At 38.8% G+C, this 13408-nt stretch carries 8 protein-coding genes and 1 pseudogene; 6 read left to right on the top strand and 3 right to left on the bottom strand.

Annotated features, from left to right (window positions below):
- Positions 1 to 253 precede the first annotated feature (253 nt).
- A complete protein-coding gene (locus tag SP4011_RS01770) occupies positions 254 to 1117 on the bottom strand; it encodes a helix-turn-helix transcriptional regulator (protein ID WP_338619590.1) in 864 nt (287 codons plus the stop codon).
- Positions 1118 to 1323: 206 nt separating this feature from the next.
- Between SP4011_RS01770 and SP4011_RS01765 the strand changes: the two are divergent.
- The 6 genes and pseudogenes from SP4011_RS01765 to SP4011_RS01740 all read left to right on the top strand — a co-directional run bounded on the left by SP4011_RS01765 (position 1324) and on the right by SP4011_RS01740 (position 8182).
- Positions 1324 to 1475 (top strand): annotated as a pseudogene (locus SP4011_RS01765) (PhrA family quorum-sensing system peptide).
- A 164-nt stretch (positions 1476 to 1639) separates the two neighbouring features.
- A complete protein-coding gene (locus tag SP4011_RS01760) occupies positions 1640 to 1942 on the top strand; it encodes a hypothetical protein (RefSeq protein WP_239683525.1) in 303 nt (100 codons plus the stop codon).
- The gene (locus tag SP4011_RS01755) at positions 1939 to 4140 is read left to right on the top strand and encodes an ABC transporter permease (protein WP_338619588.1); all 2202 of its coding nucleotides are present in this window, start codon (positions 1939 to 1941) and stop codon (positions 4138 to 4140) included. The genes SP4011_RS01760 and SP4011_RS01755 overlap by 4 nt, the downstream gene beginning before the upstream one ends.
- A 4-nt stretch (positions 4141 to 4144) precedes the next feature.
- Positions 4145 to 4801 (top strand): ATP-binding cassette domain-containing protein, encoded by a 657-nt coding sequence (locus SP4011_RS01750; RefSeq protein ID WP_218764444.1) that lies wholly within the window; start codon positions 4145 to 4147, stop codon positions 4799 to 4801.
- 731 nt (positions 4802 to 5532) lie between these two features.
- Positions 5533 to 7548, top strand: coding sequence for a bacteriocin-associated integral membrane family protein (locus SP4011_RS01745; protein ID WP_338619587.1), 2016 nt, complete (start codon positions 5533 to 5535; stop codon positions 7546 to 7548).
- 1 nt (position 7549) lies between these two features.
- On the top strand, positions 7550 to 8182 hold the full coding sequence (locus SP4011_RS01740; protein ID WP_000571431.1) for an ABC transporter ATP-binding protein: 633 nt from the start codon (positions 7550 to 7552) through the stop codon (positions 8180 to 8182).
- 725 nt (positions 8183 to 8907) lie between these two features.
- Here SP4011_RS01740 and ndk read toward each other — a convergent pair.
- A complete protein-coding gene (gene ndk, locus SP4011_RS01735; RefSeq protein ID WP_218764446.1) occupies positions 8908 to 9321 on the bottom strand; it encodes a nucleoside-diphosphate kinase in 414 nt (137 codons plus the stop codon).
- Positions 9322 to 9717: 396 nt separating this feature from the next.
- Positions 9718 to 13395 carry a DNA-directed RNA polymerase subunit beta' gene (rpoC, locus tag SP4011_RS01730; protein WP_000228746.1) on the bottom strand — a complete coding sequence of 1226 codons (3678 nt, stop codon included), beginning with the start codon at positions 13393 to 13395 and terminating at the stop codon, positions 9718 to 9720.
- Positions 13396 to 13408: the final 13 nt, after the last annotated feature.

Raw genomic sequence — 13408 nt, 5'->3', positions numbered from 1 at the left:
TTCTAATCTTCTCAAATGTCTTTTTAAGACGCTAAACAAACATGAGAGACTACTACTCAATGAAAATCAAAGAGCAAACTAGGAAGCTAGCCACAGATTGCTCAAAACACTGTTTTGAGGTTGCAGATAGAGCTGACGTGGTTTGAAAAGATTTTCGAAGAATATAAACTTGAAATAAGGCTGATAGTATTCATTTCACTATCAGCCTTACAGGTTATTTAACGTTTCAGAAAAACTATAATGTCAAGATTAACTAAACAGTATCTAATTCCTTCAAATAATTTTCTATCTTCATCAACATTAAAGGATTGTTATAAATCTTGCATAACTCTCTTGCTTCCATATAATAATTTTTGACTTGTTCCTTGTCTAGAAATTTAGCTCCAGCATTTCCTACAAGAATAAGTAGAGGAGCCAGTTGGTAGCTTGTCTGTCTTTGTTTACAGAGTTCAATCGTCTCAAGAGCTTCTTGGATGGCTTCATTATATTTTTCCTTTGATACTAGGTAGTGAGCGTAGTTGTAACGAACTCTGATGTAGCCAAATAAAAACTCTTGATGCTCAAAATTTTTTGTCTGATATAACTCCATCAAATGAGAGTAGTTTGCCTCATATTCTTGTTCACGACCCACTAAGGAATAGAAATTAGATAGAGTATTCAATGCCTTTAAATAAATCAGAGTATTTGAGGAGACTTTTAATAATATATTTTCCAATGAAGAAATAGCCTCACGCTTACTGTCATATTGATAGAAGTCAATAATAGCTTTAATCCATTCAAGGTAAGTTCGGTCTTCTAGTGTTAGAAAAGTGCTTCGCTCAACCTCTATTTTATAAAGATATTCTAAATCGTCATAATTTCTATCATCCAATAGGCGAGCAGATAATTGCTTGAAATTAGAGAGGTTAGATTTAATTTCAATTTGTTCATTAAAAAAATAATCTAATGGTACTTCAAGTCGTTGTGAGAGTTTGAACAAAAGGTCTGCGGAGGGAATGAAATGCCCTCTCTCAATTTTACTAATCTGGCTTTGTTCACAAATTCCTTCTGCAAGAGTTTGTTGGGAGAGTCTCAACTCTTTTCTTTTCAATCTGAATTTCTCTGCGAGTGTATTCATTAAAGATAATAAACCTTCCTATTTGCTTAATTTCATTATAAAGTTTTTAGTTCAAAATAGCAAGTTAAAGAAATAAATAATTCTTTAAGGTAATAAACAAAAAAAAAAGTCAAAAATTACATAAAAATGCTTGGCTAAATAAAATATATCTGTTAAAATAAGGATAACGAAAAAGAAAAGGGTTTCACGAATGAAAAAATCGTGGAATTCAAAAATTAGCTATATTAGCATTACTAGGTGTTTTTACGTTTAGTAACACAATTCCTTACCAACAGTTATTCAGAAGGATAAACAATTGGAGATTCGAGTGCAATCACAAAAGAAGTCCAATGGTCTTGATGTTGGGAAGGCTGATTAGTTGATTAAATGATGAAAATACTATTAACTATATAGTATTTCTGTTTTATCTAATTTTTAATTAGAAAGAAGTGATTCGAATGTAGCAGGGTTTGATTTGTTGATACTTCTAAAGGCAGTCATTGTTATTGTTAGATTTTAAGTGAAAGAAATGAGGGCTTTACGATGAAGAAAAGCATAAAAAAAATAATTACAACATCTTTACTTACACTGACTTTAGCTGGTGCAGGTGGTTCGATTGTTTCAGCTGCAACAGTTTGGTATAAAGGTACTGCAGTTTATTGGAATTATGGTCGTACTGCTGGTCTTCGGAGCTATTCAAATGTTCAGTCTAGTGTTTACGAACACTCATCAACTGCTAACGGGGCATTCTCAGGCTGGCAATCACCTGGAGTAGAAGCACATGTTTCTAAATTCATTGGAACTGTACAGCTGAATGTTACTGGAATTGTAGGTAAGTACTTATGACATACAAAAACATATTATTAGGTAAAATGAGATACTTAATCCTGTTTTTGATTACCATCCAGAGTGTCTTACTTGCTCTGGTAGCAATTTTTTTAGCAGGTTTACAGTATCAGCAGTCATGGCAGAGTTATAATCATCATTCCGAAACTGTAACAGTTTATCTTCAGAAGTTAACAGAAGAGCAATCACAAGATGTATTTAATTATTTTTTAGAACAGAGTGACTTGTCCATATGGACAAAACGTTCTGAAAGTAGTGATACAGGAGAAGGTCTAAATAGGATTTATATAGACATCCTTGGTAGCTCTGCTGGTTTTTCAGATTTTGAAAGTACGGGTAAAATAGTAGTCTCACAACAACAATTTGCAGATTTATTATCTCATAGTGATAATAGTATGACTATTGGACTTGACAAAGGCTCAAATAATATGCTTTACGAGCTTCCAAATTTATTATTTAGCATACCTGTAGTCATTGAACGATTAGATTATACTTTCCAAAACACTAATACGGTTAATGGGATATACCATATCAATGGTCTCCACGATGCTGTCTCAAGAGATAACTTTCTGTTACGTCTTTCAAAGATGTCAGGTATTTCTGTTGAGGATTTGACAAAAGAAAGTTTTGGAAGTAGTACTGATCAGGGAATTTGGGGAATAACACTTGCTATCAGCATCATAGTAAATGCCCTCATTTTACTGATCCTATTCTTAATCTGTGTTCTTCAATCCTTTAAACATTTCGGAACATTGATTCTTTTAGGATGGGGTAGAAAAGAATTATGGTCTGCTTTTTTCAAAAATTCTCTACTATTTTCAATCTACATTATTCCAATTATCTCTTTATGTAGTTGGTTGTTGTCAGGCTGGTCTAGTTTTGGTTTATCATCGTTTATTCTAGTTTTTGCTGGAGTCAGCCTCTCAGTCTTGTTGCTACTATTGATATTCATTATTCCAACGATTATTGTTTATTCGGTTTCTCCATTAGCCGCAATTCATAAACAATTACCAATGAAGCCTTTAATGGTAACCTGCTTGTTATTCTATACCTTGGTAGCTGGTTTGTTAATCGCAGTCAGTTACTCTTTAGATGCTCCAACGAATCAGTTTATTGAGAATATGAAAGTATCTAGGGAGTGGAAAAATGTTGAAGATATGTACGTTATCTCCAGCTTTGTTGAGGGAGATGATGTAGGTACATATGCAGGAACTACAAATTCCCTTGAGCGTAGTATGTATAACTTTTACCAGCGTATATCTGAGCTTCCAGGTGTCTATATTGCCCAAGGAAAATTTCTTAATCAGGAGTACCTTGATGCAGTCTATGGGACATACCAACATGTCCCTAAAAAACCATTTTGGTATTTGAAATTCTCCTATAATTACCTGCAAGAGTTAGGTATTCCCCTAAGTGATGAGGAGTTGCTAGAGATGAGGAATGGTACTAGACTTTATCTTCTACCTAACACGCTCAATACAGAAGAACTTGAGGCGATGAAGGCTTATTTACAGGAAAGTGTCACTGTAAAACCGGGAGATTTACAAACTAATTTCACAGAAAATCAGAAATTTATGTTCAAGGTTTACCAACCGTCTCGACCAATATTTACTTGGTCAGATTCCATTTCTTATGGTACAACTAGTGAGAATCCAGTTATTTTTGTCTCAACACCAGAGAATCTATATTTCATGGAGTCGGCAAACTTAGTTGTCAGCGGCTATAATGGTCTTTTGAAGATTCGTGATAGGGAAACAATGGAACAGGTAGTGTCCGTTTTAGAAACAGAATTTCCAGATTTAACGGATAATCGGTTGAGTTTTACAACTGTCAAGAACTTTATCAATGGTCTTCAAAAAGATCTGAGTTATACATTTTATCTTTTCGGCACGATTATAGCGATTATCATCATTACGATGATGGCTATTTTCTGGAGTTTTGTCTTAATGTACCGCTTGTTATTTGAAGAAAAATTGTATGTTCAATACTTTATGGGATTCTCACCATGGAAAAGATATATTGGTGTGGTTTCTCTCATTATTAGTTTTTCTGTGATGGAACTAATCGTTTCTATCTTGGTGGGTTCTAAGTTGGGAATAGTCATGACACTAGCTACATTTGCTTTTCAGATAATGCTTCTTTACTTCAGTTTGTTCCGTAAAGAAGGAGAGAGTATCATACAATCATTTAAGGAGTAATCTCATGTCTAGAATTTCAGTACAAAATGTATCAAAACAATTTGGTTCAAGAGAAATTTTCAAAGACTTAAGCTTTGATATTGAGGAAAATGAATTTGTAGCTTTAGTAGGACCTTCTGGTTCTGGAAAATCGACTATCCTCAATATGATTGGACTATTGGATACTGTTGACAGTGGTAAAATCCTAATCAACGGAAAAGTTTTGCCTAAGGTAAATTCGCAATCAGCAGTTCATTATCGAAGGAATGTCATCAACTATCTTTTTCAATCCAATGCACTCATTTCTACATCTAGTGTGAAAGATAACCTGATGCTTGCCATGACTTTTTCAAATTTCTCTAGACAGGAGAAAGAGCAGAGAATCAAGGAAACGCTAGAATTTGTTGGTCTACAAAATCGGTTAAATAGTAAAATCAATGAATTATCGGGAGGTGAACAGCAGAGAATTGCGATTGTGAGAGCTATTTTAAAGCCCGGAGATATTGTCCTAGCAGATGAACCAACCGGATCGTTAGATCCTGAAATGTCTCAAAAATCATTCGATTTGATTCGAACTTTGAGAGATCAATTTGGTAAAACAATTTTAGTTGTTACACATAACATGGAGCAAGCACGGCAATGTGATAGGATCATTTCACTGGAGTCGGTTCTTGTAAATTAACTCAACCATTATTAGCACTTGATACGGTTACTTCTGAACCCATTTCAAAAGAAAACTATCTTTATTCCATGTTATTTTGAGGGAGATATTGTGAAAGTCAAAGATGATGATGAAGTTGAGTGAGATTTATTAGAATTTCAAAAATTTAGAGCATTTTTGGCTTAGTAATATATGTTGAAGGCTCAAAATCTATGGTAAAAAAGTAGCTTTGAAAACGTATTGCCTCCAAAGATTTAGTTAAATAATGATTTAACACAAAAAGAAATTATTGAAGTTCTGGAAAGATGTTGTTTCAGTATTGAGAAAAGGTGGGAAAAACTTGCGATTTTCACAGAGAAAGGAAGAAAAAGTATAGAAATATAGTCAAATGGAGATGTTTGATAAAATGCTTTCATAGCTAACCAACTGTTGAAAATGATGAGTTACAAAATCTAAAGTATTTAAGATTGATTTATAAAATTAGGTCTCTGTCTGTAGAAAGGAACGTGCAGTTAGAACGGAGGAAAAAATAGGATACTATAATTCAGACTGAGATTTCTAATTAAAATATGTAGTTGCATTTCGCTCATTTTCATAATATTTCATTCAGAGGAGGAATAATATGTTAAAAATTTGATGCGGGATGGTAAAGAATAATTGAAGAAGATTCTTTTATCAATAGTTTAGTAAGCTTGTTAGTTTATAGAGGTCAGGGGTATTTCTGCCCTCTGTTTTAGAATAAGGAATGCACTATGAAAAAATTATTTATACTCATATCCAACCTGCTTGCTAGTTTGTTCTTTGTTTGGGTATTTACCATTTGGACTGATACATATGTCTCCCATTATTACCCCAACGTTGTTGTACATGATTCTTCCCCTGAAACAACTTTTCAGCATGTTGCTACACGCTTGGAAAAACTAGCAGAAGAAACAGATAGCTTTATTGCGATTCAACACCAAGATCCTAACTCAGAAGGTACTACAGTTTTTTCTTATACGACCTTTGGAGACGGAAAGTTGCCTGATGGGCTACAGGAAAAAAATCTAGAAGATGCTCAAAGTAGTAGTGTTGAAACAAACTATTTTGTATTCGATGGAAACCTAGATATTCACTTGCTAAGGGAGGAGCTAAGTCAACTTGGCTTGACTAACATGCACCTGACAATTCTATCTAAACTATCTACGTTAATGGCTATCTTTAGTAACGGATTTCAGTTAATCAGTCTATTGATTTTCATCTTAACCTTTGGAGCACTGACTTTAATTAGTCAAATTAGCCAATTACGGTCGTCGGGCATTCGTCTCATTTCAGGAGAGAAACGGTGGTCCATTTTCCTTAGACCAGTTGGTGAGGATTTGAAAGGGATAGCTGTTGGTTTCAGTTTAGCTGGCGTGCTCGCCATTCTTATGCAAAAAATTCTGTCGCTTCCAACGCAATCCCTAATGACCATAGGAGCAGGCTTGCTCAGTTATAATCTCATCTTGTTGTCGATCTCCCTGTTTTTCGCTCAACTCTTCGCAGTTGGGATAAAAAAGATACACCTGATGCAGATTATAAAAGGGCAAGTGCCTGTCAGAGGAATCATTAATTTGATTTTAATCGGTCAACTATTAGCGATTATTATTGTAACGCTGGGAATAGGGAGTAGCTTAAAGTATTCCCAAGCCTGGCAACAGCATCGGATTGGACAAGAGGCTTGGAGCCAGGAAAGGCAACTGATTACCCTATCAATCAGCCGTGAAGGAACGAGTCCTGGTTTTGATGAACAAGCTCAAAGGAAATTCAGAACTTGGTATCAATTGATGGATCTGGCTGTTTCAGAACAAAAGGCTTTCTTATCTAGACACCAGTTAATTGACCGTACTTTGCAAAATGGCATGGCTTCCTCCAAAAACTTGACAACCTCTACAGAATGGCACGATTACAGCCCGAATGGCAATGTCCTTATCGTCACACCGCAATACTTGGAGCGTCAAAACATTCCTGTAGATACAACTATTGAGCAAAAGATGAATCACCTTGATGTAGGGGAGTTTGTCTTATTGCTGCCTGAACACCTCCGTTCAGAGGAAGAACATTATAAATCTGTTTTTGAAGACGACTTAACCAGTCGCATGTCTAGTCAAGATGAACGACAGCAAATGACTGCTACGGTAGGTTATTTGGAATCAGGTCAGGATCGTTTTGTGTATAATACGACCCCTATTTCTTACCAGCAGTTTTTGAAAGATCCAGTCATCATTGTTATAACACCCCAATCAACTGGTCCACAGTCCGTTTTGTTTTGGGTAGACGCAGTACAGAACTACGTTCTCTTTAATCAATTGTCTGATGCCCAGGAGCTTATCCAGAGACAAGGCATTGAAAATTGGGTCTCAGAAATGCAAACAGGTTACCACAACTACATCACATTATTGGATAATATACAGAGGGAACGTTGGGTAATGCTAGCAGGAGCTGTGCTTGGGATTGCAACTTCAATTTTGTTGTTTAACACTATGAATAGGCTCTACTTTGAAGAATTTAGACGTGCCATTTTTATCAAACGCATTGCAGGTCTCAGGTTCTTAGAAATCCATCGCACTTATCTCTTTGCTCAACTGGGTGTGTTTTTACTGGGATTTGTTGCGAGTGTATTTCTTATGGTAGAGATAGTAGTTGCTTTCTTAGTCTCGTTACTCTTTACTGGTCTATCTCTTTTACAGTTACATGTCCAAATGCAGAAAGAAAACAAGATGTCCATGCTTGTTTTGAAGGGAGGTTAATATGATTGAACTTAAACAGGTGAGTAAATCTTTTGGAGAACGAGAGTTATTTTCGAATCTTTCAATGACATTTGAGGCTGGAAAAGTCTATGCCTTAATTGGTTCAAGTGGTAGCGGAAAAACAACCTTGATGAACATGATTGGGAAATTAGAATCTTATGATGGGACGATTTTTTACCGAGGTAAAGACTTGGCCAATTATAAATCGAGTGATTTTTTTCGTCACGAATTGGGCTACCTCTTCCAGAACTTTGGCTTAATTGAAAACCAAAGTATTGAAGAAAACCTTAAGCTAGGTCTCATTGGTCAAAAGTTGAGTCGGGCGGAACGGCGGTTGAGGCAGAAGCAGGCTTTAGAACAGGTCGGCCTGGATTATCTTGACCTAGATAAGCGCATCTTTGAGTTATCGGGCGGAGAATCGCAACGGGTTGCCTTGGCAAAAGTTATCTTAAAGAATCCACCCTTTATTCTGGCAGATGAGCCAACAGCTTCAATAGACCCAGCAACCTCTCAGTTGATTATGGAGATTTTGCTATCTCTTCGAGATGATAATAGGCTAATCATTATCGCAACACATAATCCGGCAATTTGGGAGATGGCTGATGAAGTGTTCACGATGGATCGTCTGAAATAAAAATCCTTGTTTTTAATTGCACCATGAGTTACTGAAATATTATCATGAATCAATAATAGTGTAGGAGAGATTTTCCTCCTACAACCGTTTCAAAAGAAAACTATCTTTATTCCATGTTATTTTGAGGGAGATATTGTGAAAGTCAAAGATGATGATGAAGTTGAGTGGGATTTATTAGAATTTCAAAAATTTAGAGCATTTTTGGCTTAGTAATCTGTGTTGAAGGCTCAAAATCTATGGTAAAAAGTAGATTTGAAAACGTATTGCCTCCAAAGATTTAGTTAAATAATGATTTAACACAAAAAGAAATTATTGAAGTTCTGGAAAGATGTTGTTTCAGTATTGAAATCATTGAGAAAAAGTGTGAAAAACTTGCGGTTTTCACAGAGAAAGGAAGAAAAAGTATAGAAATATAGTCAATTGAAACAAGAACAGGACAAAAGAACCTTTTGTGCCATATTTTTCTCCTTTCGCTTTACAATTGGCTTGAACACCTTTATTGTATCGCGTTTGGAGTTTTTTGGTATAACCTTCGACGCGCACCCGCATAGCGGGTGTTTTTTTGTCTCGCACCTAACGGAGCGAGACGAACTAATAGTCACTTAATCAAAAAACGCACCATATCAAAAACTAAAAAATTTGATATTATGCGTCATGTCTTAAACTAATTGACTATACTTTCTATTCAAATGAGCTTTTAACCAATTGATTGAGCCAATCCACTCTTAAAACCAAAGAGCAATTTCTCGCTTAGCTGACTCTTCTGAATCTGAACCATGTACAACATTTTGAATAGCTTGGTTTTCACTAGCAGCTTTTGCAAAATCACCTCGAATCGTTCCTGGTAAAGCTTCTTCTGGACGAGTTGCCCCCATCATAGTCCGCCAAGTTTCGATTACTTCGGGACCTGAAATGACACCCACAAGAACTGGGCCTGAAGTCATAAATTCACGAATCGGTGGATAAAAACTCTGACCAACCAAGTCCTGATAGTGCTGGTCAATCAACTCTTCTGAAAGCTGTGTACGCAACTCCAATTTTTCGATTGTAAATCCACGTTGTTCGATGCGTTTCAAGACTTCGCCTACTAATCCTCTTTTTACACCGTCTGGTTTAATGATAAAAAATGTTTGTTCCATACCTGTCTCCTTTGTCAGCTTCTTTCTTTTATACTCTTCGAAAATCTCTTTAAACCACGTCATCGTCGCCTTGCCGTAGGTATATGTTACTGACTTCGTCAGTCTTATCTACAACCTCAAAGCAGTGCTTTGAGCTGACTTCGTCAGTTCTATCCACAACCTCAAAGCAGTGCTTTGAGCTGACTTCGTCAGTTCTATCCACAACCTCAAAGCAGTGCTTTGAGCTGACTTCGTCAGTTCTATCTACAACCTCAAAGCAGTGCTTTGAGCAACCTGCGGCTAGTTTCCTAGTTTGCTCTTTGATTTTCATTGAGTATTATTTTACCACATTTCATGGAAAAATGGAGAAAGTTTTCAGAAAAGAGAAAGAGAACCCGAGGGCTCTCTCATTCTCTCTTATTCTACTGTTTCTTCCACAGTTTCAACGGCAGTATCCACAACTACTTCTGTTGTTTCTTCATTTCCTTCTTCCTCTACTGGAGGATTAAGGTATTCTTCTTCGTTGATAGCATGTGGTTCAAGGTTACGGTAGCGAGCCATACCAGTACCTGCTGGGATGATCTTACCGATGATAACATTTTCTTTAAGTCCAAGGAGATGGTCTTTCTTGCCGCGGATAGCTGCATCTGTAAGGACACGAGTTGTTTCCTGGAAGGAAGCCGCTGACAAGAAACTATTTGTTTCAAGTGAGGCTTTGGTAATTCCCATAAGGACTGGGCGACCTGTCGCTGGAACTCCACCTGCGATAAGGACATCTTTGTTAGCATCTGTAAAGTCATTGATATCCATAAGGGTACCCATGAGAAGGTCTGTATCTCCTGGATCCATGACACGGACTTTACGGATCATTTGACGAACCATTACCTCGATGTGTTTGTCACCGATTTCTACCCCTTGGCTACGGTAAACTTTTTGTACTTCACCGAGGAGGTAAGTTTCAACTGACAAGACATCACGGACTGCAAGGAGACGTTTTGGTTGGATAGAACCTTCTGTAAGAGCAGCACCACGCGCTACTTGGTCTCCAACTTCTACACGCATACGAGCTGTAAATGGAACGACGTACTCACCTTCGCCAGTTTCACCCTTAACAAAGACTTTCTTGGTACGAGTTGATGCATCTTCTTCGATAGCGGTAACTTGTCCTTTAACCTCTGTGATAACCGCTTCCCCTTTAGGATTGCGGGCTTCAAAGATTTCTTGGACACGAGGAAGACCCTGAGTGATATCGGTATTTGAGGCAACCCCACCCGTGTGGAAGGTACGCATTGTAAGCTGTGTACCAGGTTCCCCGATAGATTGGGCAGCGATTGTACCAACTGCTTCACCAACTTCAACTGCATCACCAGTCGCCAAGTTGATACCGTAACAGTGACGGCAGACACCATGACGAGTGTTACATGTAAATACAGAGCGGATAGTCACTTCTTCCACACCAGCATTGACAATTTCACGCGCCTTGTCTTCTGTAATCAATTCATTTGGACCAATGATAACTGCACCAGTTTCTGGATGTTTAACAGTTTTCTTAGTGTAACGACCATTGAGACGCTCTTCGAGAGACTCGATCATCTCTTTTCCTTCTGCGATAGAGCGGATCAAGAGACCACGGTCAGTTCCACAGTCGTCCTCACGGATGATAACATCTTGGGCAACGTCAACCAAACGACGAGTCAAGTAACCTGAGTCGGCTGTCTTAAGGGCCGTATCGGTCATACCTTTACGCGCACCGTGAGTTGAGAAGAACATTTCCAATACCGACAAACCTTCGCGGAAGTTTGAAAGGATTGGCAATTCCATGATACGTCCGTTCGGAGCAGCCATCAGACCACGCATACCGGCAAGCTGTGAGAAGTTTGAGATGTTACCACGGGCTCCAGAGTCCATCATCATAACGATTGGGTTCTTAGGATCTTGGTTGGCAATCAAGCGTTTCTCAAGTTTTTCACGGGCAGCACGCCATTCAGCTGTAACAGCATTGTAACGCTCGTCGTCTGTAATCATACCACGACGGAATTGTTTTGTGATTTGTTCTACACGTTTGTGTGATTCTTCAATGATTTCAGCCTTGTCATCAACGACTGGGATATCGGCAATACCCACTGTCAATCCTGCAAGAGTTGAGTGATGGTAACCGAGGTTCTTCATGCGGTCAAGTAGGGCAGAAGTTTCTGTCGTACGGAAACGTTTGAAGATTTCAGCGATGATATTTCCAAGGTTTTTCTTCTTGAATGGAGGGTTAAGTTCAAGATTGCTGATTGCTTCCTTGATATCTCCACCAAGTGGCAAGAAGTATTTAGCTGGAACGCCTTCTGTCAAGTTGGCATTGTTTGGTTCTTGCAAGTATGGTAGACCCTCTGGCATGATGTCGTTGAAGAGGATTTTACCAACTGTTGTAAGCAATACCTTGTGTTTTTGCTCTTCTGTCCAAGGCTTGTTGAGGCTGTCTGTTGCGATACCAACACGTGAGTGAAGGTGAACATAACCATTACGGTAAGCCATAACCGCTTCGTCACGGTCTTTGAAGACCATTCCTTCACCTTCACGACCAGCTTCTTCCATGGTCAAGTAGTAGTTACCCAAAACCATGTCCTGAGATGGAGTAACAACTGGTTTACCATCTTTCGGGTTCAAGATGTGCTCAGCAGCGAGCATCAAGATACGAGCTTCTGCTTGGGCTTCTTCTGAAAGCGGTACGTGGATGGCCATTTGGTCCCCGTCAAAGTCGGCATTGTAGGCTTCACAGACAAGCGGGTGCAAGCGAAGGGCCTTACCATCAATCAAGACTGGCTCGAAGGCTTGGATACCCAAACGGTGAAGGGTCGGTGCGCGGTTCAAAAGTACTGGGTGTTCTTTGATCACTTCTTCAAGAATATCCCAGATACGCTCATCTCCACGTTCGACCAAGCGTTTAGCTGCTTTCACGTTTTGCACGATGTCACGAGCGACAATTTCACGCATGACGAATGGTTTAAAGAGCTCGATCGCCATTTCACGTGGCACACCACATTGGTACATCTTAAGTGTTGGACCAACGGCGATAACGGAACGTCCTGAGAAGTCAACACGTTTACCGAGCAAGTTTTGACGGAAACGTCCTTGTTTACCTTTAAGCATGTGGCTCAATGATTTCAGCGGACGGCTACCTGGTCCTGTGATTGGACGACCACGACGACCATTGTCAATCAAAGCGTCAACCGCTTCTTGAAGCATACGCTTCTCATTTTGAACGATGATACCTGGTGCATTCAACTCAAGCAAACGAGCCAAACGGTTGTTACGGTTGATAACACGACGGTAAAGGTCATTCAAGTCAGATGAGGCAAAACGGCCACCATCCAACTGCAACATTGGACGAAGATCTGGTGGAATAACTGGAAGGATGTTGAGAATCATCCATTCAGGTTTGTTTCCAGACTTGTAAAAGGCATCCAAAACATCCAAACGACGGATAGCTTTGACACGTTTTTGTCCAGTAGCTGTTTTCAACTCTTCTTTGAGTTCAGCAATTTCTTTTTCAAGATCTACTTGTTTCAAAAGGTCTTGGATGGCTTCGGCACCCATCTTGGCAACGAATGATCCATAACCATATTCACGCAAGCGCTCACGGTATTCGCGCTCTGTCATGATAGACTTGTGCTCCAGTGGTGTATCCTTAGGATCAATCACCACATAAGCCGCAAAGTAGATAACTTCCTCGAGGGCACGAGGGCTCATATCAAGGGTCAAGCCCATACGACTTGGAATCCCCTTGAAGTACCAGATGTGAGATACAGGAGCTTTCAATTCGATATGCCCCATACGCTCACGACGAACTTTTGTACGCGTTACTTCAACCCCACAGCGGTCACAAACAATCCCTCTGTAACGAATGCGTTTGTACTTACCACAAGCACATTCCCAGTCTTTTGTAGGACCAAAGATGACTTCATCGAAGAGTCCTTCACGTTCTGGTTTCAAAGTACGGTAATTGATTGTTTCAGGTTTTTTGACTTCTCCATAAGACCATGAACGGACTTTACTTGGAGAAGCTAGGGTTATTTGCATACTTTTAAAACGATTTACATCAACCACTATTTCTTCCCTT

It is taken from the genome of Streptococcus parapneumoniae, from assembly GCF_037076355.1.
Taxonomy (GTDB): Bacteria; Bacillota; Bacilli; order Lactobacillales; family Streptococcaceae; genus Streptococcus; species Streptococcus parapneumoniae.
The sequence above is the reverse complement of the archived record's forward strand: the minus strand, read 5'-3'. Positions and strand labels throughout refer to the sequence as shown.